Source organism: Herbaspirillum sp. DW155 (assembly GCF_037076565.1).
Lineage (GTDB): Bacteria > Pseudomonadota > Gammaproteobacteria > Burkholderiales > Burkholderiaceae_D > Herbaspirillum.
The window spans coordinates 2,207,174-2,229,701 of the sequence record NZ_AP029028.1; the positions used below are offsets into that span (position 1 = coordinate 2,207,174).

22 protein-coding genes are annotated in these 22,528 nt (G+C 62.7%); 11 read left to right on the forward strand and 11 right to left on the reverse strand.

Annotated elements, in window-relative coordinates; translation table 11 throughout:
- Positions 1–36 precede the first annotated feature (36 nt).
- The 9 genes from AACH55_RS10200 to AACH55_RS10240 all read right to left on the reverse strand — a co-directional run bounded on the left by AACH55_RS10200 (position 37) and on the right by AACH55_RS10240 (position 8,688).
- Positions 37–513, reverse strand: coding sequence for a peroxiredoxin (locus AACH55_RS10200; protein ID WP_338719311.1), 477 nt, complete (start codon positions 511–513; stop codon positions 37–39).
- Between the two features lie 72 nt (positions 514–585).
- Complete coding sequence (locus tag AACH55_RS10205) at positions 586–1,527, reverse strand: xylanase (RefSeq protein ID WP_338719313.1); 942 nt, start codon at positions 1,525–1,527, stop codon at positions 586–588.
- 263 nt (positions 1,528–1,790) lie between these two features.
- Positions 1,791–2,846 (reverse strand): bifunctional UDP-4-keto-pentose/UDP-xylose synthase, encoded by a 1,056-nt coding sequence (locus tag AACH55_RS10210; protein ID WP_338719314.1) that lies wholly within the window; start codon positions 2,844–2,846, stop codon positions 1,791–1,793.
- 29 nt (positions 2,847–2,875) lie between these two features.
- The gene (locus AACH55_RS10215; protein WP_338719315.1) at positions 2,876–3,793 is read right to left on the reverse strand and encodes a formyltransferase; all 918 of its coding nucleotides are present in this window, start codon (positions 3,791–3,793) and stop codon (positions 2,876–2,878) included.
- Complete coding sequence (locus AACH55_RS10220; protein WP_006462632.1) at positions 3,790–4,746, reverse strand: glycosyltransferase; 957 nt, start codon at positions 4,744–4,746, stop codon at positions 3,790–3,792. Before AACH55_RS10220 ends, AACH55_RS10215 begins: the two co-directional genes overlap by 4 nt.
- Positions 4,747–4,936: 190 nt before the next feature.
- Positions 4,937–6,058 (reverse strand): DegT/DnrJ/EryC1/StrS aminotransferase family protein, encoded by a 1,122-nt coding sequence (locus tag AACH55_RS10225; protein WP_338719316.1) that lies wholly within the window; start codon positions 6,056–6,058, stop codon positions 4,937–4,939.
- A 97-nt stretch (positions 6,059–6,155) separates the two neighbouring features.
- Positions 6,156–6,527: an EamA family transporter gene (locus AACH55_RS10230; RefSeq protein ID WP_338719317.1), complete on the reverse strand. Its 372-nt coding sequence runs from the start codon at positions 6,525–6,527 to the stop codon at positions 6,156–6,158.
- Complete coding sequence (locus AACH55_RS10235) at positions 6,524–8,251, reverse strand: glycosyltransferase family 39 protein (RefSeq protein WP_338719318.1); 1,728 nt, start codon at positions 8,249–8,251, stop codon at positions 6,524–6,526. The genes AACH55_RS10230 and AACH55_RS10235 overlap by 4 nt, the downstream gene beginning before the upstream one ends.
- A 56-nt stretch (positions 8,252–8,307) precedes the next feature.
- Positions 8,308–8,688, reverse strand: coding sequence for an Mth938-like domain-containing protein (locus AACH55_RS10240; RefSeq protein ID WP_338719319.1), 381 nt, complete (start codon positions 8,686–8,688; stop codon positions 8,308–8,310).
- 391 nt (positions 8,689–9,079) lie between these two features.
- Between AACH55_RS10240 and AACH55_RS10245 the strand changes: the two genes are divergently transcribed.
- Together AACH55_RS10245 and AACH55_RS10250 are read left to right on the forward strand one after the other, a co-directional pair.
- Complete coding sequence (locus AACH55_RS10245; RefSeq protein WP_338719321.1) at positions 9,080–10,309, forward strand: pyridoxal phosphate-dependent aminotransferase; 1,230 nt, start codon at positions 9,080–9,082, stop codon at positions 10,307–10,309.
- A gap of 71 nt (positions 10,310–10,380) precedes the next feature.
- Positions 10,381–11,691, forward strand: coding sequence for a homoserine dehydrogenase (locus AACH55_RS10250; protein ID WP_338719322.1), 1,311 nt, complete (start codon positions 10,381–10,383; stop codon positions 11,689–11,691).
- A gap of 90 nt (positions 11,692–11,781) precedes the next feature.
- Here AACH55_RS10250 and AACH55_RS10255 read toward each other — a convergent pair whose 3' ends face one another.
- Positions 11,782–12,219 (reverse strand): surface-adhesin E family protein, encoded by a 438-nt coding sequence (locus AACH55_RS10255; RefSeq protein WP_338719324.1) that lies wholly within the window; start codon positions 12,217–12,219, stop codon positions 11,782–11,784.
- Positions 12,220–12,530: 311 nt separating this feature from the next.
- Between AACH55_RS10255 and thrC the strand changes: the two genes are divergently transcribed.
- The 9 genes from thrC (at position 12,531) to AACH55_RS10300 (ending at position 21,457) form a co-directional block, all read left to right on the forward strand.
- Complete coding sequence (gene thrC / locus AACH55_RS10260; protein WP_338719326.1) at positions 12,531–13,991, forward strand: threonine synthase; 1,461 nt, start codon at positions 12,531–12,533, stop codon at positions 13,989–13,991.
- A gap of 156 nt (positions 13,992–14,147) precedes the next feature.
- On the forward strand, positions 14,148–15,437 hold the full coding sequence (gene glp, locus AACH55_RS10265; protein WP_338719328.1) for a gephyrin-like molybdotransferase Glp: 1,290 nt from the start codon (positions 14,148–14,150) through the stop codon (positions 15,435–15,437).
- 20 nt (positions 15,438–15,457) lie between these two features.
- Positions 15,458–15,715 carry a molybdopterin converting factor subunit 1 gene (gene moaD / locus AACH55_RS10270; protein ID WP_338719330.1) on the forward strand — a complete coding sequence of 86 codons (258 nt, stop codon included), beginning with the start codon at positions 15,458–15,460 and terminating at the stop codon, positions 15,713–15,715.
- A 1-nt stretch (position 15,716) separates the two neighbouring features.
- Positions 15,717–16,361, forward strand: coding sequence for a methyltransferase domain-containing protein (locus AACH55_RS10275; protein WP_338719332.1), 645 nt, complete (start codon positions 15,717–15,719; stop codon positions 16,359–16,361).
- A 140-nt stretch (positions 16,362–16,501) separates the two neighbouring features.
- Complete coding sequence (locus AACH55_RS10280) at positions 16,502–17,872, forward strand: gluconate:H+ symporter (RefSeq protein WP_338719333.1); 1,371 nt, start codon at positions 16,502–16,504, stop codon at positions 17,870–17,872.
- A 68-nt stretch (positions 17,873–17,940) separates the two neighbouring features.
- On the forward strand, positions 17,941–18,393 hold the full coding sequence (gene moaE / locus AACH55_RS10285; protein ID WP_338719334.1) for a molybdopterin synthase catalytic subunit MoaE: 453 nt from the start codon (positions 17,941–17,943) through the stop codon (positions 18,391–18,393).
- Positions 18,394–18,457: 64 nt separating this feature from the next.
- A complete protein-coding gene (locus tag AACH55_RS10290) occupies positions 18,458–19,804 on the forward strand; it encodes an Nramp family divalent metal transporter (RefSeq protein ID WP_338719335.1) in 1,347 nt (448 codons plus the stop codon).
- 75 nt (positions 19,805–19,879) lie between these two features.
- A complete protein-coding gene (locus tag AACH55_RS10295) occupies positions 19,880–21,169 on the forward strand; it encodes a HipA domain-containing protein (protein ID WP_338719336.1) in 1,290 nt (429 codons plus the stop codon).
- Positions 21,170–21,457, forward strand: a complete 288-nt coding sequence (locus tag AACH55_RS10300) for a helix-turn-helix transcriptional regulator (RefSeq protein WP_338719337.1) — start codon at positions 21,170–21,172, stop codon at positions 21,455–21,457.
- A gap of 53 nt (positions 21,458–21,510) precedes the next feature.
- Here the strand turns inward: AACH55_RS10300 and AACH55_RS10305 are convergent, their stop codons facing one another.
- Positions 21,511–22,485, reverse strand: a complete 975-nt coding sequence (locus tag AACH55_RS10305; RefSeq protein ID WP_338719338.1) for an HlyD family secretion protein — start codon at positions 22,483–22,485, stop codon at positions 21,511–21,513.
- Positions 22,486–22,528 lie beyond the last annotated feature (43 nt).

Genomic DNA, 22,528 nt, shown 5'->3' on the forward strand with positions numbered 1-22,528 from the left:
GCAACCGGACAGCCTGTCTCAGGTATCGAACTTCATTCAGGCCAGGGTTTTGATGAAGGCCAGCACCTCATCCACGTGTGCAGGAACCTTCACTCCACGCCATTCTTTCACCACTTTGCCTGCGGCGTCAATCACAAACGTGCTGCGCTCCACGCCACGTACCTGCTTGCCATACATGTTTTTCATCTTCATGACGTCGAACATGGTGCACAGGCTTTCATCGGGATCGGAGATCAGCTCGAAAGGCATGCCCAGCTTGGCCTTGAAGTTTTCATGGGACTTCAGGCTGTCGCGGCTGATACCGAAGATTTCGGTATTGGCGGCCTGGAACTGCGGATGCAGGTCGCGGAACTGCATGCCCTCGGTGGTACAGCCGGGCGTGTTGTCCTTGGGATAGAAATACAGGACCAGGTTCTTGCCACGGTAGTCGGCGAGGTTGAAGGTCTTGCCACTGGTCATGGCGGCCGAGAAGTCCGGCACGGTCTTGTTCAGGAGGGATGGTCGGTCTGTCAAAGTGGCGCCCCGTAGGTGAAGTCTTGTTGGTGGAAGATTGGCCGGCCGGTTTGCACGGCCTGTGCGTGGCCCTTACATGGCCTGCACGATCATCTCGCCCGAACGGCCCGGCAACTCGCCCCAGGCGATCGGCAGGATGGGCAGGACGTCATTCTTGATGCTCTCGTAGTAGTCGCCCATGGACACCAGTTCGTAGCCTTGGGCACGCCAGCCTGTGAGCAATCGTTCGAAAATGGGGCCGAGTTTCTGTCCTTCAAGTTCCGCGTGCAGGGTGAAGACGTGATCACGTGGTTCTTTGGTCAACTGAAGCAAAAACTCAGCCGCATTGCCCGCATCGATCATCTTGCCGCCGATCTCGCGGCCCAGGATTTCATCCAGCGTGGGCAGGGTGGTCGGCAGTTGCACGCAGGACAGCGGCTTGCCGAAGGCCGAGAGGCGGTGCGGACCGGCATCGGCATCGGCCAGGCGGCCATCCTCGCGCAATTGCGAGCGGCCGTCGGACGAGTAGGCCATGCCGAACTGGTCCAGCTGGACGAAGGCATGCTCGTTCATCTGCCAGCCGGCCGCGCCGTGCGTGCGTGGCGCCTCGCCGAAGATTTCGCGGTAGCGTGCATGGGACCGGTGCATGGTTTCCACCGTCCATTGGGCCTCGGCGGTGCGTACGTCGTCCTGCCAGACGCGATGGTCCCAGGTATGGATGCCGCATTCAAAGCCCGCTTCTCTGGCGGCACGCATGAAACCGGCACAGGTCTTGCCGATGTCGGGCGCGGGCAGCAGGGTGCCGTACATCAGGGTCTTCAAGCCGTAATGTTCCACCACCGAGGTGCGCGAGACCTTGCTGAAGAAGCCGGGACGGAAGATCTGCTTCAGCGCCCACCCGGTGTGGTCGGGGCCGAGCGAAAAAAGGAACGTGGCGCCGGCATGGTGGCGGCGCAACTGCCGGATCAGGTTGGGGACGCCCACGCGGGTGCCGCGGTAAGTGTCGGCGTCGATCTTGAGAGTGAGTTTGGGCAATTCGCTGGACCGGAAAAGAGGGTAATCGGCGGTGGTCCGCCATGTTCTGGGCGCTGCGCCGGGCAGTGGTCTGCGGCGGCGGATGACAAGTTGCGAGACTAGCATCCTGCGCGGGATAGAACAATATGCAGCGGCGCAGCATTGAGTGGCAATACAGGGTCAGCAAACGGATCTGTTCTGCATTCAAGCCGGCCGGGAAATGAACAAAAAAGCAAAACCGCGCCGAAGCGCGGTTTGCATGGGACCAGCTGAGCGGCAGGCGATCAGTCCATCAGCGCACGCGCCTGGGCCACCTGGCTGCGGTAGGCATCGAAGATGTTGCGCAGGGTGTCGGCCATGGTGGTCTTGGGCGCCCAGTTCAGTTCTTCGCAGGTATTGGTGATCTTGGGCACGCGGTTCTGCACGTCCTGGTAACCCTTGCCGTAGTAGGCGGCGGAGGTGGTCTCGACCAGCTGGACCTGCTTGGCCGTCTCGGCGTACTCCGGATACTCGGCGGCCAGCGTCAGCATCATGCCGGCCAGCTCCTTGATGGAGTAGTTGTTGGTCGGGTTGCCGATGTTGTAGATCTTGCCGGAAGCCACGCCGCCTTCGTTGGCGATGATCTTCATCAGGGCGTCGATGCCGTCATCGATGTAGGTGAAGGCACGCTTCTGCTGGCCGCCGTCGACCAGGGAGATGTTCTCGCCACGGACGATGTGGCCGAAGAACTGGGTCACCACGCGCGAGGAACCTTCCTTGGGGGTATGGATCGAGTCCAGGCCGGCACCGATCCAGTTGAACGGACGGAACAGGGTGAAGTTCAGGCCCGATTCCATGCCGTAGCCCCAGATCACGCGGTCCATCAGCTGCTTGGCGCAGGAGTAGATCCAGCGCGGCTTGTTGATGGGGCCGCAGATCAGTTCGGATTCTTCCGGATCGAATTCCTCGTCATGGCACATGCCGTAGACTTCCGAAGTCGAGGGGAAGACCAGGTGCTTCTTGTACTTGGCGGCCGAACGCACGATCGGCAGGTTGGCTTCGAAGTCCAGCTCGAACACGCGCAGCGGGGCGTTCACGTAGGTCGACGGGGTGGCGATGGCCACCAGCGGCAGGATCACGTCACACTTCTTGACGTGGTATTCCACCCATTCCTGGTTGATGGTGATGTCGCCCTCGAAGAAGTGCATGCGCGACTTGTAGGCCTCGTTTTCCAGAATGTCGGTGATACGGTCGGTCATCATGTCCATGCCATAGACGTGCCAGTCCGTGGTTTCCAGGATGCGCTTGGACAGGTGGTGGCCGATGAAGCCGTTGACGCCGAGAATGAGGACTTTTTTCATAATGTAGAGAGCTAGTGAATGGCCGGACTTCAGGAGGCCATGTATTTCAGGTAATTGTTGAGTGAAGCATCCTGATCGTTGATCTGGATGTCCAGGATTTGCAGGAAGTTGCCATCGCCACAACGGGCGTACAGCTTGCCGCCTTCGAAGAACTTGTCTTGCGTACCATGGGCCCGCTGCAGCGCAGGATGGGCCGCTGGCGGAACCAGCCGGGTTCTCGTGACCGTAATTTTATCACCCGCGATTTCCTCGAAGGCGCCTGGATAGGGCGGAGCCACCGCGCGCACCAGATTATGGACTTCGCCGGCGGTACGGCGCCAGTCGATGCGGCCATCTTCGGGCTTGCGGCCGCTGAAGTAGCTGCCCTGCGACAAGTCATTGGGCAACTGGGGAGTATTGCCCGCCAGCATGGCCGGCAACACGTTCCAGAGCGTCATTTCGGCGGCCACCACGACCTTGCCAAATACTTCATGCGCAGTGTCGTCGGGCAGAATCGGCACGGCGGTCTGCGCCACGATGGCGCCCGCATCTGGCTTGACCGTCATTTCGTGCAGGGTGGCACCGGTTTCGATTTCGCCATGCAGCACCGCCCAGTTGATCGGCACGCGGCCACGATACTTGGGCAGCAGCGAGCCGTGCATGTTGTAGGCGCCGCGCCTGGCGCAGGCCAGGATTTCCGCCGGCAGCATATGGCGATAATAAAAACTGAAGATAAAGTCCGGCTGTGCGGCCTGCAGCTGGGCCAGCAACTGCGGAGAACGCGCATCCGCCGGGGTGATGCAGGTGATCCCGTGCTCGCGGCACAGGCCCGCCACCGAACCGAACCAGATGTTCTCGGTAGCGCTGTCTTCGTGGGTCACCACCAGCGAGACCTGCACGCCACGGGCGAGCAAGACCTTCAGGCAGCGCACACCCACATCATGGTAAGCAAAGACGACGGCGTTCATAAGGCTTGCTTGTCTTCTGAAGAGGATTGCTCAAGGATGGCCTGCACCACATAGCGCGGGCGAGCCCGCACCTGCATGTAGATGCGGCCGATGTATTCGCCCAGCAGGCCTATGGAGAACAGGATCACGCCCATCAGGAAGAAGGTGATCGCAAAGAGCGTAAACACACCGCCGACTTCGGCGCCGATCAGCAGGCGGCGCAGCACGATGAGGATGAACAGCGCGGCCGACGCGAACGACAGGCCGATCCCCAGCAGAGAGAAGAACTGCAGCGGCACCAGCGAGAAGCCGGTCACCAGGTCGAAATTGAGGCGGATCAGGCTGTAGAAGGAATACTTCGATTCGCCGGCCGAGCGTTCTTCATGCTCCACCACGATCTCGGTCGGGTTGCGCGAGAAGGTGTAGGCCAGGGCCGGCACGAAGGTATTGACTTCGCGGCAGCGGTTGACCAGATCGATGACGTTGCGGCCATAGGCGCGCAGCATGTTGCCCTGGTCGGTCATCTTGATGCGGGTGATCTTTTCGCGCAGGCGGTTCATGGCCTTGGAGGCATAGGTGCGCCAGGCCGAATCCTGGCGCTTGCGGCGGATCGAGCCCACGTAGTCGTAGCCCTCGCGCATCTTGGCCACCAGGTTGCCGATTTCCTCCGGCGGATTCTGCAGGTCGGCGTCCAGGGTCACCACGACTTCGCCGCGGGTGGCTTCGAAGCCGGCCATGATGGCCATGTGCTGGCCATAGTTGCCATTGAAAAGCACCACGCGCGTCACATCGGGCCGCAGGCGGTACTGCTCGGCCAGGATGCCGGCGGAGCGGTCACGGCTGCCATCGTTGACGAAGATGACTTCGTAGCTGTAACCCAGGGCGTCCAGCGCCGGGTAGAGGCGCTCGAACAGTTTGGAGAGCCCGGATTCCTCGTTGTATACCGGGATGACGACGGACAGTTCTGGTTTCATCAAATATTGAAAATTGCTGGAATTACGTGGTGCCGGGGAGGGTGGACCCACCTCGACGGCCATAAATCAAAGGCCCGATGCGCCACGATCAGCTTCATCGCGGCGTTCAGGCCAGGGAGTGCATTGCTGAGAATTGTGAAAATGCAAATAAATCGAATTATGCCGAATTTCTTCACATAATCCGCAAAAATCAGCCGAGCACCGATTTTACCGTTTCAACCGAACGTTCAACGTCTTCTTTACTCATTGCATTGAACATGGGGAGCGAGACGATGCGCTGGCCGACTCGTTCGGCCACCGGGAACATGCCTTCCTTGAAGCCACGTTCACGATAGAGTTTGAGCAAATGAATGGCCGGGTAGTGGTAGCCGATGCCGATCTGCTTTTCCATCATCTTTTCCATGAAGGCGGCGCGGGTGATGCGCTCCGGCAGAACCAGCTGGAACATGTGCCAGTTGGAGTTCTCGAAGTCGGCCACCGGCAGCTGGGCGCCGTAGTTGGCCTCGAAGTCGCTGCCGAAGCAGGCGAAATAGTGGCGCGCCAGTTCCTTGCGGTGGGCGGTGACGGCATCCACATGGGCGAACTGGCCCAGGCCGATGGCGGCGGCCACGTCGGTCATGTTGAACTTGCCACCCAGCACGTCCACTTCGAGGCCGTCGAAGCCGCTGCGGGTGACGCCTTGCAGGCGGTATTTCTCGGCCAGGCGCGCTTCTTCGGCGTTGTTGAGGACCAGGAAACCGCCTTCGGAGCTGGTGATGTTCTTGTTGGCCTGCAGGCTGAAGGACACGAAATCGCCGAAGGCGCCGATGCGCTTGCCGTTCCAGGTCGAACCCAGCGCCTGGGCGGCGTCTTCCACCACGCGCAGCTGGTGTTTGGCGGCGATGGCGTAGAGGCGGTCCATGTCCACCGGCAGGCCCGACAGGTAGACCGGGATGATGGCCCTGGTGCGCGGGGTGATGGCGGCTTCCAGTTTGTCCAGGTCGATGTTGCGGGTGACCGGATCGATGTCGGCAAAGACCGGGGTGGCGCCGGTTTCCAGGATCACGTTGGCGGTGGCCACCCAGGAGATCGGCGTGGTGATGACTTCATCGCCGGGGCCGATGCCGGCGATGCGCAGGGCGATTTCCATCGTGCAGGTGCCGGAATTGAAGGTGCGCACGATGCGCCCGCCCAGGTAATCCGACAAGGCCTTTTCGAACGCCTGCACCTTGGGGCCGCTGGTGATCCAGCCCGAACGCAGCACCTCGCCGACGGCGGTGATGGTGGCTTCATCGATGGTGGGTTTGGCAAACGGAAGGAAGGGCAGGCTCATGGTGGAATCCGGTCAGACGAGGTTCAGGGGGGATGCGGCGCCGGGCAAGCGCGGCCGTTGCCGGCGCGCCGGGCGCACGGCAACTCGCTATTGTAAATCAGCTTCGCGTCAGCAAGACCACGCCGACGATGATCACGCCAATGGCCAGCAGGCGTTGCAGGGAGATCGCCTCGCCCAGGAAGTACCAGGCGCCGATGGCGTTGATGATGTAGCCCAGCGAGAGCAGCGGATAGGCAATGGTCACGTCGACCCGCGACAGGCCGATGATCCATACGCCCACCGAGATCACGTAGCAGGACAGGCCGCCGATGATGGGCAGCTGGGTGGCCAGCTTGATGCCGGTGGAAAACCAGTTCTCGGCCGTCAGGTGGATCGCCCCAACGGCATTGGTGCCGGCCTTGAGCAGCAGTTGTGCAACAGCGTTCAGGCAGATGCCGACGAAGATGAAGCCAAAGGTCGTCAGGTTCATTTGGCTTCCTTCTTCTCGCCGGCGGCAGGGGCCGCCGGTGCCGGGTCATTGGCCACGATCACGCGGCGCGGGTCCTGGCCGATCAGGCGCATGGGCAGCTTGCGTTCCACCAGCTGCTTGTAGATGGTGGGATCGATGATGGCGATGTCCTTCTTGCCGGCCGCATGGTCGGCCACCCACTGTGCCACGAAGGCATCGACAGTCGGCAGCCACAGCTGCGGTTCTTGCTTGAGGCCGAATTCCATCTCGTCGGCGTGCTCCACCAGGGTCATGGTACGGCGCAGGTAGAAAGGCAGGGCCTGTTCATAGCGGCCGACCAGGTAGATCGGGGTTTCCGGCTTCAATTCGGCCTGCAGGGCGGGAACGTAGTCCACGCCGGCCGAATAGCGGCCTTGCGGGTCATGGCCCAGCATCAGCAACTGGCCGGCGACGAAGGCGGTGGCGGCCAGCGAGGTCACGGCCCAGTCCTTGTGCTGGCGCGCCAGACGGATGGCGGCGATGCCACCGACGAAGAAGATCAGGGCACCCGCATACAGGTAAGGCACGTGGGCCTGGATCAGCGGCAGCGAATAGGCATCCTTGGCCAGCGAGGGCACGCGCGGGATGAAGGCCAGCGCCACCGCCGAGGGCAGCGCTACCAGAGAACCGGCCCAGGCCAGCGCCTTGTAGTCGGCTTCTTCGAGGTAGCAGGCGATCAGCAGTGCCAGCGCCGGGAAGATCGGCAGGATGTAGGAAGGCAGCTTGGAGTCCGAAATGCTGAAGAACACGAAGATGAATACCGCCCACACCAGCAGCAGCCGCTTGGGCTGGAAGCGGCCACCGTTCAGGCTGTTGTAGCCGGCGGTGTCGCGCTGTTCGCGGGTGCCTTTCCAGAGGCTCTGGAAGAACACGCCCAGCCAGGGAATGATGCCCAGCACCAGAATCGGGATGAAGTAGTACCAAGGGCCGGTACGGCTATGAATCTTGGTGGTGAAACGCTGGAAATGCTCGTGGATGAAGAAGAACTGCGGGAATTCCGGATTGCGCAGCGACACCGCCACGAACCAGGGCGTACAGATCGCAAAGAACAGCAGCAGGCCCTTGAACAGGTGCAGCCGCTTCCAGATCGCCCAGTCGCGCGCGAAGATCGAATAGAGCACCAGCACCGCACCGGGCAGGACGATACCGATCAGCCCCTTGGACAGCACCGCCAGCGCCATCCCGGCCCAGCACAGCAGCATCCAGTTGCGCTGGCCCTCGCGGGAGACGCCGTTGCGCTGCGCCATCAGCAGGGAGCACAGGGCGATGGTCATCATGCCCGACAAGCCCATGTCCAGCGTATTGATGTGGCCCATGCCAGCCCAGAAGAAGCTGGAGGCCAGCACCAGGGCGGCGTAGAAGCCGACGCGGCCATTGAAGACGCGGGTGCCGGAATAAGCCGCCAGGCCGATGCCCAGGAGGCCGCACAGGCCCGTCCACAGGCGTGCCTGCCATTCACCCAGGCCAAACAGCTCGAAGGTGATGGCATTCATCCAGGTTTGCAGGGGCGGCTTTTCGAAGTACTTGATGCCGTTCAGTCGGGTCGTGATCCAGTCCTGCGTGGCCACCATCTCGCGCGCCATTTCGGCGTAGCGGCCTTCATCGGTGGGCACCAGCACACGGGCGCCCAGCATCCAGAACCAGACCAGCAGGAAAAGAATGATCAGCGTCCAGATGAACGCCTTGGATTTGTACAGTTCGCGCATTGACAGCGGTTCCTTGTTGCGTGTTCTTGGGTTTCTTGTCGCGGCAGGTGCCGGCGTCAGGCTTTGGGCGGGATGATCAGCGCCAGTGCCACCTTGCGCCCTTCGGCCATGAGAATGTTGTAGGTCCGGCAGGCGGCCTGGTTGTCCATGCATTCCACGCCGATGCGGCGTGCGGTCAGCACCGTGGTCAGCTTGGGATGGACGAAGCGCTGGCGCTCGCCCGTGCCCAGGATCACCACGTCGGGCGCGGTGGCATCGATCTGGGCGAAATGCTCGGTGGTGAGTGCCTCGAAGCTGGTCACCGGCCAGGCCACCGGCTCGCTTTCTGGCAGGACCAGCAGACTGTCGGTGAAACGGATGGCATTGAGCTCGACACCGTCCTCATCATAGGCGGTGACGGTCTGGTATTGCTTGGTTTCGGTCGAATGGAGCTTCATCGCAGATGGGCAGGATGGGTTACAGGCGGCCCCGCGGGGGCAAACGGCCGGCGCATGATGTCATCTCGACATGCATTGAGGCAACGCGGCCGTAAAGTGCGCCATTGTAGCCGTTTCCGACCCCGGCGCACGCCTATTTGATTGATAAAATGCTTAGCTTTGGGCAAAATGGCCGGTTCCCGGCAAGCCCGTGGGGCGCCGCCAGGCTCTTTGCAAGTGCATTGCACTGCACTGCAAGAGCCGCGGAGATGCAGGGAAATGACGGCTGGCGTGGTAATGGAGAGAACCGGAGGCCAAAGGTTCCGGTCCGGCGCATGCAGGCCGATGAAGCACGGCGGGCACAGGCTGAGATGGAGAAGGCGCCCGCCGCGAAACGATTAGAGGAAGAGCTGTGCGACCGATTCAGAAATCCAAGAAGCTGGCAGATGTGTGTTACGACATTCGTGGTCCCGTGCTGGAAAAAGCGCGTCAGATGGAGGAAGAGGGCCACAAGATCATCAAGCTCAACATCGGCAACCTGGCCGCCTTTGGCTTCGATGCCCCCGACGAGATCGTGCAGGACATGATCCGCAACATGGGCAATGCTTCCGGCTATACCGATTCCAAGGGCCTGTTCGCGCCGCGCAAGTCGGTCATGCACTACACCCAGCAAAAGAAGATCGAGGGCGTCACCATCGATGACATCTACCTGGGCAATGGCGCCTCCGAACTGATCGTCATGAGCGTGAACGCATTGCTCAACACCGGCGACGAAGTGCTGGTGCCGTCGCCCGACTACCCGCTGTGGACGGCTGCCGTGAGCCTGTCCGGCGGCACCCCGGTGCATTACGTCTGCGACGAGCAGCAAGGCTGGCAGCCCGACATCGCCGACATCAAGAAGAAGATCACCCCCAATACCAAGGCCATCGTCGTCATCAACCCCAACAATCCGACCGGGGCGCTGTATTCGGTGGACGTGTTGAAGGAAATCATTGAACTGGCGCGCCAGCACCAGCTGATCATCCTGGCTGACGAGATCTACGACAAGGTGCTCTACGACGGCAATACCCACACCTCGCTGGCTTCGCTGGCCGATGATGTGCTGTTCATCACGTTCAACGGCCTGTCGAAGAACTATCGTTCCTGCGGCTACCGTGCCGGCTGGATGGTGGTCTCCGGCGAAAAGAAGCATGCGCGCGACTACATCGAAGGCCTGAACATGCTGGCCTCGATGCGCCTGTGCGCCAATGCGCCCGGCCAGTTCGCCATCCAGACCGCGCTGGGCGGCTACCAGAGCATCAATGACCTGGTGGGCCCGAATGGCCGCCTGACCAAGCAGCGCGATCTGGCGCACAAGCTGCTCACCGATATCCCCGGCGTGACCTGCGTCAAGCCCAAGTCGGCGCTGTACATGTTCCCGCGCCTGGATCCCGAGATTTATCCGATCAAGGATGACCAGGAGTTCGCCTACGAGCTGCTGGCCGAGGAAAAAGTGCTGATCGTGCAGGGCACCGGCTTCAATTGCCCCACGCCGGACCACTTCCGCGTGGTGTTCCTGCCCAATACCGACGACCTGACCGAATCCATGGGCCGCATCGCCCACTTCCTGGAAGGCTATCGTCGCCGTCACGGCACCGCCTGATCCGTTTTGCACTACCCGTCACGCATGCCCGTTGCGGCGTGGCGGTCTTTTTCACCAACCACGAAGACAATATGAAATCCATCAAAGTAGGTTTGCTCGGCATCGGCACCGTGGGTTCCGGTACTTTCAATGTTCTCCAGCGCAACCAGCAAGAGATTGCGCGCCGTGCAGGCCGGGGCATTGAAATTACCATGGTCGCCGCTCGCAATACTGCCCGCGCGACCGAACTGACCCAGGGAAAAGTCAAGGTCGTCAACGACGGCAATCTGGTGGTGAACGATCCCGAGATCGATATCGTCGTGGAGCTGATCGGCGGCGATGACATCGCCCGTGATCTTGTGATGAAAGCCATCGCCAACGGCAAGCACGTGGTCACCGCCAACAAGGCCCTGATCGCCAAGCACGGCAACGAAATCTTCAAGGCCGCACGTGAAAAGGGCGTCATCGTGGCCTTCGAGGCGGCCGTGGCCGGTGGCATCCCCATCATCAAGGCGCTGCGCGAAGGCTTGTCTGCCAACCGCATCCAGTGGGTGGCCGGCATCATCAACGGCACCACCAACTTCATTCTTTCGGAGATGCGCGACAAGGGTCTGGACTTCGATGTGGTGCTCAAGGAAGCGCAACGCCTGGGCTACGCCGAAGCCGATCCGACCTTCGACATCGAAGGCGTGGACGCGGCCCACAAGCTGACCATCATGGCCTCGATCGCCTTCGGCATCCCGGTGCAGTTTGACAAGGCTTACGTGGAAGGCATCACCAGGCTGCAGGCCAGCGACATCACCTATGCCGAGCAACTGGGCTATCGCATCAAGCTGCTGGGCATCACCCGTCAGACCGCCAAGGGCATCGAGCTGCGTGTGCACCCGACGCTGATCCCGGCGGCGCGGCTGATCGCCAATGTCGAAGGCGCGATGAATGCGGTGGTGGTGCGTGGCGACGCCGTGGGTGAAGCGCTGTACTACGGCAAGGGCGCCGGTTCCGAGCCGACCGCCTCGGCCGTGATCGCCGACCTGGTGGACATCACCCGCCTGGCCACGGCCGATCCGGAACACCATGTGCCCTCGCTGGCCTTCCAGCTCAACGCCATGGCCGACACCCCCGTGCTGCCGATGAGCGAGGTGGTGACCAGCTACTACCTGCGCATCCGCGTGGCCGACCAGGCTGGCGTGCTGGCCGACGTGACGCGCATCCTGGCCGACTCGACCATCTCCATCGATGCCATGTTGCAGAAGGAGCCGGCCGAAGGCGAGCAGCAGACCGACATCATCATGCTGACCCACCAGACCCAGGAAAAGAACATCGAGGCAGCCATTGCCAAGATCGAGGGGCTGTCCACGGTGGTGGGCCCGGTCACCAAGATCCGCCTGGAAGAGCTGAGCTGATTGATGCTCATCGGTCTCGGACGGAGCCAGTAAAAAACGGAGCCCGCGGGCTCCGTTTTGCGTATCAGGGGCGGCTGGAGCCGCCTGTGATCATTTCTTCAGTTCGAAATTGCAGACCGCCTGCAGCATGGCGTCGCCCACCGACATCGGCTTGGGCTTGATGAACTCTTGTCCCTTCAGGGCATCGCTGTGGTCACGCTTGTCGCCCTTGCCATCGTTCTCGGCAAAGATGATTTCGCGCACCAGCTTCATGGTGCCGGCCTTGCAGTTGTACTGGTGCAGGTCCCTGTAGGACTTCAGGGACGGGAAGCTCTTGTCTCCATTGTTGGGGCGCGCTTCCTTGAAGTTCCACATCGACCAGGCTTCGCGGATGCCACCGGATTCGACGATGGAGTCGGTATCGACCAGCAGTTCGGACGTATCGGTGCCGCCCAGCGATTGCCAGTTCTCGGCGTGCGCCGGCAGGCTTGCCAGCAGGGCGCCGAACAGGCCGGCCGTGGCCAGCAGGGTCTTGATCTTGTGGTTCATGCCGTTTTCCATCCTTTTGAGTGTGAAATGCGTCTTTGATGTAGCCAGTGTGCAAACATTCCCGCCATCCCGGCGGCATTGCACGAAGTGGCGCAGCATAGCCCGGCCATGCCAGGCTTTCAAGGGCGGTAACGTTTTATTTCAGCTTGGGCTGGCCGGGTGATGATCCAGTGCAACAACCGCTGCACCCGCCACGGGCGCCCAGACGGCCTTTCTGCCATGCCGCGCTTTTGTGCAGCGCCCGCTGGCCTTATAATCGACGCTTTCCCTCGACTCCACGCTCCCGCCGCCTGCCGGCGCATCCTATCGACATGCACTACGTTTCCACCCGCGGTCACGCTGCAACCCCTTCCTTTTCCGACATCCTGCTGGGCGGCCTGGCCCCTGACGGTGGCCTGTACCTGCCGGCGGTGTATCCGCAGGTCAGCGGCGCCGAGCTGGACCGGTGGCGCACGCTGTCATATGCCGATCTGGCCTTCGAAGTGCTCAAGAAGTTCGCCACCGACATTCCCGAAGCCGACCTGAAGGCACTGGCCCACAAGACCTATACCGCCGACGTCTACCGCAACACCCGCGCCGGTGAGGATGCCAGCCAGATCACCCCGTTGCGCACCCTGCAGGAAGAAGGCGGCAAGAAGCTGGTGCTGCAAAGCCTGTCCAACGGCCCGACGCTGGCCTTCAAGGACATGGCCATGCAACTGCTGGGCAACCTGTTCGAATATGCGCTGGCCAAGAAGGGCGCGGAGTTGAATATCGTCGGCGCCACTTCCGGTGACACCGGCAGCGCCGCCGAATACGCCATGCGCGGCAAGAAGGGCATCCGCGTCTTCATGCTGTCGCCGCACAAGAAGATGAGCGCCTTCCAGACGGCGCAGATGTTCAGCCTGCAAGACCCCAACATCTTCAACCTGGCTGTCGAAGGCGTCTTCGACGACTGCCAGGATATCGTCAAGGCCATCTCCAATGACCTGGAGTACAAGGCGGCCAAGAAGATCGGCACCGTCAACTCGATCAACTGGGCGCGCGTGGTGGCGCAGGTGGTGTACTACTTCCGTGGCTATCTGGCCGCGACCACCAGCAATGACCAGAAGGTGTCCTTCACCGTCCCCTCGGGCAACTTCGGCAACATTTGCGCCGGCCACATCGCGCGCATGATGGGCCTGCCCATCGACAAGCTGGTGGTGGCCACCAACGAGAACGACGTGCTGGACGAATTCTTCCGCACCGGCATCTACCGCGTGCGCAAGTCGGCCGAGACCTACCACACCAGCAGCCCCAGCATGGACATCAGCAAGGCCTCCAACTTCGAGCGCTTCGTCTACGACCTGCTGGGCCGTGACAGTGCCCGCGTGAAGTCCCTGTTCAACAAGGTAGAGACTGAAGGCGGCTTTGACCTGAGCGGCCAGGCCGGCAGCGACGGCAATGAATTCGCCAGCGTGATCCGGTATGGCTTTGCGTCCGGCAAGTCCACCCATGCCGACCGCCTGGAGACCATCCGCTTCGCCGAAAAGACCTACGGCATCACGGTCGATACCCACACCGCCGACGGCATCAAGGTGGCGCGCGAGCATCTGACCCCGGGCGTGACCATGATCGTGCTGGAGACGGCCTTGCCGGCCAAGTTCAATGAAACCATCCGCGAAGCCCTGGGCCGCGATGCCGATCGTCCGGCCGGGTTCGAGAACATCGAGGCGCTGCCGCAGCGTTTCGAGGTGATGCCGGCCGATGCTGCACGGGTGAAGGCTTACGTGGCCGAACACACCGGTCTGTAATCGCTGCCGCTTGGTTCTGTACGCCGTCCGCGCCATTGGCCCGGACGGCGTTTTTCATCGGGCGCAGGGGAGGGCTGATTGCATTAGAATGTCGGGTCGCTGTATCGACCAGAAAACAACGCTGACCCGTTATCCGATCTCCACGTCAAGCCTGCCATGTCTTCCTCTGCCCATTCTTCTGCCCCCGCGTCCTCTGACAAGCCGGCCCGCGCGCCCATGCAAAGTGTCAGCCAGGCGCTCGACACCTTGCTGACCGCCGCCGTGCCGATCCAAGAGAGCGAGACCGTCGATACCCTCGACGCTTGCGGCCGCGTGCTGGCCGAGCCGGTCACGGCCACCATCAACGTGCCGGGCATGGACAATTCGCAGATGGATGGCTACGCGGTGCGTGCGGCGGATTGTGCTTCGGGTGAAGTACGGTTGCGCGTCTCCCAGCGCATCCCGGCCGGGCAGGTTGGCCAGCCGCTGGAGCCTGGCACGGCGGCTCGCATTTTCACCGGCGCCATGATGCCCGAGGGGGCCGATGCCGTGGTCATGCAGGAAGCCTGCGAAGCCGATGGCGAGCACGTGGTGATCCGCCATGCGCCCAAGGCCGGCGAGTGGGTCCGCACCATTGGTGAAGACATCCGCCAGGGCAGCACCATCCTCGCCGCCGGCACACGCTTGCGTGCGCAGGATCTGGGTCTGGCAGCTTCCATAGGGCAGGCCCGGCTGCAGGTGGTGCGTCCGGTGCGCGTGGCGGTGTTCTTCACCGGCGATGAACTGACCATGCCGGGCCAGCCGCTGAAACCGGGCGGCATCTACAATTCCAACCGTTTCTTGCTGCGCGGCCTGCTGCAGAAGCTGGGTTGCCATGTCAGCGATTTCGGCATCGTCCCGGACAGCCTGGACGCCACCCGCCAGACCCTGCGCCAGGCAGCGCGCGAGCATGACCTCATCATCACCAGCGGCGGCGTCTCGGTGGGGGAAGAGGATCATGTGAAGCCTGCTGTCGAAGCCGAAGGGCGCCTGAACATGTGGCAGATCGCCATGAAGCCCGGGAAGCCGCTGGCGTTCGGCCAGGTGCGGCGCGGGCAAGGGGCGGGTGAACAGGGAAGTGAAGCTTTCTTCCTGGGATTGCCGGGCAATCCGGTGTCTTCTTTCGTGACCTTCCTGCTGTTCGTGCGCCCTTTCATACTGCGGTTGCAGGGATTGCCGCGCGAGGCCGTGCTGCCCCAGCCGGTGGCCATGCGCGCCGACTTCGACTGGCCCCGCGCCGACCGCCGCCAGGAATTCCTGCGCGTGCGCCGCAATGCCCGGGGCGGACTGGATCTGTTCCCCAGCCAGGGCTCGGCGGTGCTGACCTCGACTGTCTGGGCCGATGGCCTGATCGACAATCCGCCGGGGCAGACCATCGCCGCCGGTGACACCGTGCAGTTCCTGGCCTTCGACCATCTGCTGAACTGACTCTCAAGGAATTTTCCTTCATGAAAATCGAACTCCGTTTCTTCGCCAGCGTGCGCGAAGCCCTACAGACCGCGCAGGAAGTGGTCGAGCTGCCGGCCAGCGTCAAGACCGTCGGCGACGTGCGCGCCTTCCTGATGGGCCGGGGCGGTCTGTGGGCCGAGGTGCTGGGACCGGAAAAGAACCTGCGCATGGCCTATGACCACGAAATGACCGAAGCCGATACCGAAATCGCCGATGGCGGCGAAGTGGCCTTCTTCCCGCCGGTCACCGGAGGCTGAGATGGGCCCCCGCCGCGATCCCGCAGCCGGCACGATTGCGCATTACAGCAGCAACGCCGAGAGCTTCCGGGAGGGCACCTGGGATCATGACGTCAGCCAGAACATGGCGGCGCTCCTGGATGCCTTGAGCGCAAGGCCGGGTGCAGCCGGGCAGGGACCGTTCACGGTGCTCGATCTGGGCTGTGGTCCCGGCCGCGACCTGATTGCATTCACCCGGCGCGGCCACGTGGCCGTGGGACTGGACGGCACCGCCGAATTCGTCGAGATGGCGCGCGCGGCCAGCGGCTGCGAGGTTCTGCATCAGGACTTCCTGCAACTGGATCTGCCGCGCCAGCGCTTTGACGGCATCTTTGCCAATGCGTCCCTGTTCCACGTACCCTCGGCCGAGTTGCCGCGTGTGCTGGCACAATTGCGCGCCAGCCTGAAGCCGGGCGGCATCCTCTTCAGTTCCAATCCGCGCGGTGAGGATCTGGAGGGATGGAGCGGGCCGCGCTATGGCGTCTGGCACAGCCTGGAAGGCTGGCGGCGCTATCTGGAGCCAGCAGGATTCGTTGAATTGCGGAATTATTACCGCCCTGACGGTTTGCCGCGCGAGCAGCAGCCGTGGCTGGCCAGTGTCTGGCAAAAAACAGAAGACGAGCACTGAAGCCGCCCCAGCATCGATTCGCACATCCGGATTCTTTGGGAGGAGACCAGGCCTGCGCCAAACAGGCCTGCGGAGGGGGTGCACAAGACATCGTTCAATGAAGCGATGCGCATTCATCCACACCTGAAGAAGGAAACATCTTGATTTCTACCCATCTGGCCGCCTGGGCGGCTCAGGACACGCAATTGCTGCTGGTGACGCTGGCCGCACTGGTCACCATCGTGGTGCTGATCAGTTTCTTGTCGATCGCACCTTTCCTGTCCATTCTCATCGGTACCTTCGTGGCCGGCATCGGTGCCGGCCTGCCGCTGGAAGACATCGCCAAAGCCTTCAGCAAAGGCGCCGGCAGCCTGCTCGGCGAAGCCGGCATCATCATCGCCCTGGGGGCCATGCTGGGCGCACTCATGGCCGAATCCGGCGCGGCCGACCGCATCGTCAACACCCTGCTGCGCTATGCGCGCGGCAGCCTCATCCCCTGGATGATGGCGCTGGTGGCGCTGGTGGTGGGCCTGCCGCTGTTCTTTGAAGTAGGGCTGGTGATGATGGCGCCGATCATCTTCGTCATGGCGCGCCGTTCCGAGCTGCCCATCATGCGCGTGGCCATTCCGGCGCTGGCCGGCATGACCACGCTGCACGCGTTGCTGCCGCCGCATCCGGGCCCGCTGATCGCCGTGTCCGCGCTGCATGCGGACCTGGGCACGACCATGCTGCTGGGCTTCATCGTGGCCATTCCGGCGGTGATCATTGCCGGTCCCCTGTACGGCAACTTCATCGCGCCGCGCCTGAACCTGGCCGAACCGGACCAGATCGGCAAACTGTTCAGCGCCCGTGAAGGCCAGTCGCAACCCAGCTTCCTGGTGGCCCTGGTGACCATCCTGCTGCCGGTGGTGCTGATGCTGGGCCGCACCGTGGCACGCATCTGGGTCACGCCCAAGACCGAGCTGTTCGACATGCTCAACTTCTTTGGTGAACCGATCATCGCGCTGACCGTAACGGTACTCTTTGCCGTGGTGGTGCTGGGCTGGGGTCAGGGCAGCAGCCGCTTTGAAGTCGGCGCCACGCTGCGCCGCGCCTTGCCGCCGATTGCCGGTCTCTTGCTGACCATCGGTGCGGGTGGCGGACTGAAGCAGACCCTGCTGTCGGCCGGTATCAGCGACACCATCACCAAGATCGCCGATGGCACCCACATGCCGCTGATCCTGCTGGCCTGGATCATCGCCGTGGCGCTGCGCCAGGCAACCGGTTCAGCCACCGTGGCCACGACGGCCACCGCCGGCATCGTTGCGCCGCTCGTGGCGGGCCTCTCTGCCACCCACAATTCGCTCATGGCGCTGGCCATCGGTGCGGGCTCGGTGTTTTTCTGCCACGTCAATGACGCTGGTTTCTGGATGGTCAAGGAATACTTCGGCCTGAACCTGAAGCAGACCCTGGCCACCTGGTCGGTGATCCAGACGCTGGTCTCGGTGATCGGCCTGGGCATGACGCTGCTGCTGTGGGGGCTGCTGGTCTGATCCCGCGCTGCTCGCGGATGGGCCTGCGCTGGTAGAATCGCAGGCTGCGATTCACTTCCTGTCCAGCCATGCCCGTCCGCGTCCAGACTGCCGATTTCGATCTCTCCACTGAAGTGGCGCAGTTGCGCCTGTCCAATCCACGCGTGGGTGCCGTGGTCAGTTTCGTAGGCACCGTGCGCGATCTCAATGATGGTGCAGCGGTTTCGGAGATGGAGCTGGAACATTATCCGATCATGACCGAGCGCGCCCTGGAGCAGATCGTCGAGCAGGCCAAGGCGCGCTGGCCCATCTTCGATGCGCTGGTGATCCATCGCGTCGGGCCGCTGCAGCCGCGCGAGCAGATCGTGCTGGTGGCGGTGACCTCGCCCCATCGCGGCGAAGCCTTTGCGGCTTGCGAATTCATCATGGATTATCTGAAGACCCAGGCGCCGTTCTGGAAGAAAGAGCAGACGCCCCAGGGCGAGCGCTGGGTCGACGCCCGCGAGAGCGACGACACGGCGCTGGCCAAGTGGGCGCAATAAGGCAGCATCACCCGGGACGCTGATCCCGGCCAAGCCATCAACGGCATACAGGGGGATTTTCGTCTTGCCATTCACTTTCCGCTTTCCCCGCATCCCGGGTTTGCCCACCACGGCCACGGCACCGTTCTGTCCTTCCGAAGTGGCGGGCACGGTCAACGTGCCGCGCGGCGCCTCGGTCTGGCAGAAGCTGCGTATTTATGTGGGACCGGGGCTATTGGTGTCGATCGGTTACATGGACCCCGGCAACTGGGCCACCTCCATCCAGGCGGGTTCACAGTTCGGTTACCAGCTGCTGTTCGTGGTAATGCTCTCCAGCCTGTCCGCCATCGTGCTGCAATGCCTGTGCGCGCGGCTGGGCATCGCCACCGGCAAGGACCTGGCGGTGCATTCGCGTGAGCACTATCCGCCGGCCGTGGGCAAGGGCTTGTGGGTGCTGGCCGAACTCTCCATCATCGCCTGCGACCTGGCCGAGGTGCTGGGCTGCGCGCTGGCCTTCAATCTGCTCTTGGGCGTGTCGCTGCCGGTGGGAGTCTTGCTGACCGCGCTCGATACCCTGATCGTGCTGGGCTTGAAGGGCAGGGGATTCCGCCAGGTGGAGGCCATCATCCTCGGGCTGGTCATCACCATTGCCGCTTGCCTGCTGGCACAGCTGGCCTTCGTCAAGGCCGACTGGCATGCAGTGATGCAGGGCTTCGTCCCCTCGCTGCAGGCCATCTCCAGCCGCGAGCCGCTGTATCTGGCCATCGGCATCATCGGCGCCACGGTGATGCCGCACAACCTCTACCTGCATTCCTCCATCGTCCAGACGCGCAGCGTGCAGCGCGATCCGGCTTCGCTGCTGGAGGCGGTGCGCTATACGCGGGTCGACACCACGGTGTCGTTGCTGATCGCCATGGTCATCAACGCCACCATCCTGATCCTGGCGGCCTCGGCCTTCCACAAGAGCGGCAATACTCAGGTGGCCGAGCTGGATGAGGCCTATCACCTGCTCGATCCGATCACCGGGTCGGCCCTGGCAGCCATCCTGTTCGGCGTGGGCCTGTTCGCTTCGGGCCAGAGTTCGACCTTCACCGGCACCATCGCCGGACAGGTCATCATGGAAGGCTTCCTCAAGCTGAAGATTCCCTGCTGGCAGCGCCGCGTCATCACCCGCGGGCTGGCCCTGGTGCCGGCGCTGATCGGCGTGCTCACGCTGGGGCCGCACTCGGTGGGCAAGTTGCTGGTGGCCAGCCAGGTGGTGTTGTCGCTGCAATTGCCCTTTGCCATGGTCCCGCTGATCCGCCTGACCAGCCGCCGCGATCTGATGGGCGATCTGGTCAATCGCTGGTGGGTGAGCGCATTGGCCTGGTTGCTCTTCGTGACTATTTCGGCGGCCAATGTGTGGTTGGTGTGGCAGGTGTTTGTGGAGTAGTACAACACCATTTTCACATCAAACTATCATGATTGCACTGGATTTGCAGATTAATAATGATAGTATGGTGTGTATATGAAGACTTCCTGCACACTTCAAGTTCATATCGACGGCGCCTGGCGGCAGGCTGGTGCGCTGTCGTTGACTGCGCCTGTCGAGCTGGGGATGGCGGCGTCGACTTATTTCAGCTACGACGCCGTGCACGCCATCGATTACATGGGCAGGCGCGATGCCGCTGCCTTGTCGGTAAACGTCCCGGTGGGTCTGGAGAGCCTGAGTGAAGCGCGCTGGCCGGCTTGCCTGATCGATCTGCTGCCGCAAGGTTACGGCCGTGGCGAGCTGTTGCGTCAGCTGGGGCTGGATGAGCGCGCCGAAGCCAGCGCCGATTGGCCGCTGCTGTGTGCCGGTGCGGGCAATCCCATTGGCAACCTGCGCGTGCAGGAAGCCTGGGAGTGGGCGCAGGCACGCAGCGGACCGCAATTGCGCGGCTTTGCGATGGATGACATCGCTGCGCGCTCCGAAGATTTCAATGAATACCTCGCCCAGCATGGCCTGTTCCTGGCGGGCTCGTCGGGGGTACAGGGCGAGTGGCCCAAGATCCTGCTCACCCGCGCCCGCGATGGCCTGTTCTACCTGGATCATGCCTTGCCCGACGAACTGGCCGAGCGCCATTACATCGTCAAGTTCGGACGCGGACCCGACCCCGATCTGGCCGACATCCTGCGTCTGGAGGCACCCTACATGCAGCTGGCGACGCACCTGGGCCTGAAGGTCTACGATGCGCTGGAATTGCATGGCAAGGCCTTGTTCATCCCCCGCTTCGACCGCGAAGTGCGCGGGACCGAAGTAGTGCGCCACGCCCAGGAAAGCATTGCTTCCCTGTGCGGTGTGACCGGCTTTGCGGCCATCCCGTCCCACAATGCTGTCTGCGCCAGGCTGGGTGAAGTCGCTACCGAACCGCTCCCCGAGATCATCGAATACCTCAAGCGCGACATCGCCAACATCGTCTTGCGCAACAAGGACAATCACGCCCGCAACACCGCCATCCGGCGCGATGCGCAGGGGCGGATCGGCCTGACGCCGCTGTTCGACTTTGCCCCGATGTGGCTGCATCCGGATGGCATCGCACGGCGCATGCGCTGGGAACGCGACGATGGCGGCTCACCGCAGTGGGCCAGCGTCATCACGCAGGCCTGCCAAGCCGCGCAGATCGAAGAGGGGCCGGTCAGGTCGGCCGTGCGCGAGATGGCGTCCCCGCTGGCGGACCTGCTGCCCTATGGTCGCAGCCTGGGTATCGAAAGCACTTTCCTTGACCCGCTGGCCGCTACCGTGGACCAGGTACGGGCACAGCTGGAGGCGCTCTGAATGGACAAACGCTTCAAGCCCCTGAGCGCCATCGAGCAGATGGAAGAGCGCCGCGCGCTCTTCGACGAACTGGCCGCCGATCCCACGCTGCCGGTGCCGGCCGTGGTCCGCAAGATTCGCACCACCCTGCGCCTGACCATCGCCGAATATGCCAAGGTGTGCGGCGTATCGGCTCGTACCCTGCAGGACATCGAACGCGGCCAATCCAGTCCTACCCTGGCTACGGCCGACAAGCTGCTCAAGCCGGTTGGCATGACTGTCGGTGCGGTCATGCGCAAGCGTTCATAAAAAAGGCGACCTGTCCCCAGGTCGCCGCATCGTTTCATCTCACTGCAATTTCATCAATTCTTCGCCACCGGCTGCTGCTTGCCGCTGCCCGGCTCCAGCACCACCGTGCAGGTCAGTCCCGAGGCCAGCAGCACATTCTCCGGCACCTTGTCGAGGTGGATACGCACCGGGATGCGCTGGGCCAGGCGCACCCAGTTGAAGGTCGGGTTCACATCTGCGGTCAGCTCGCGGCTTTGCGGATTGTCGCGGTCATAGATGCCGCGGGCGATGCTGTCCACGTGGCCTTCCATTGAGGCACCGTTGATCAGCTGGATCTTGGCCCGGTCGCCGATGGACAAGAGCGGCAGCTTGGTTTCTTCGAAGTAGGCATAGACCCAGAAGGAGTGGCTGTCGATCACCGCGATCTTGGCTGCACCGGCGGCTGCGTAGTCGCCCCGGCGCACGCTCAGGTTGGTGATGTAGCCATCCACGGGCGAGTAGACCTTGGTGCGTTCCAGGTTCAGCCTGGCCGTATCGCGCTGCGACAGGGCTGCCTGGTATTGCGCCTGCGCTCCCTGGAATTGGGCTTGGGCGGCTTCCAGCTGGGCTTGCGAGGTGGTGACCTGGCTGCCGGCGTCTTCCCGGGCTTCGCGCGAGACCACCAGCGCGTCCACGTCAGCACGGCGGCGGGCTTGCGCACGGCGCATGTTCAGGTCGGCGCGGCGGGCTTCCACTTCGGCCTTGCGCACGTCCAGATCGGCCTTGCGGGCCGAGACGGCGGCCTCCGCCTGCTGCAGCGCCAGCGTGTAGCGGGCCGGGTCGATTTCCATCAGCAGGTCGCCTTTCTTGACCAGCTGGTTGTCGCGCACCGGCAGGGCGACTACCTGGCCGGAGACATCCGGGGCAATGTTGACCACATCGGCACGCACCCGGCCATCGCGGGTCCAGGGCGAGTGCATGTAGTGCTGCCACAGGCTCCAGGCCAGCAGGATGGCCAGCAGGAAGATGGCCGTGGTGATGAGAACGCGGAAGATCGATTTGACCGACATGATGAACTACTCCTGATGTGTTTCTTTATCTTTTCGTAAGGGA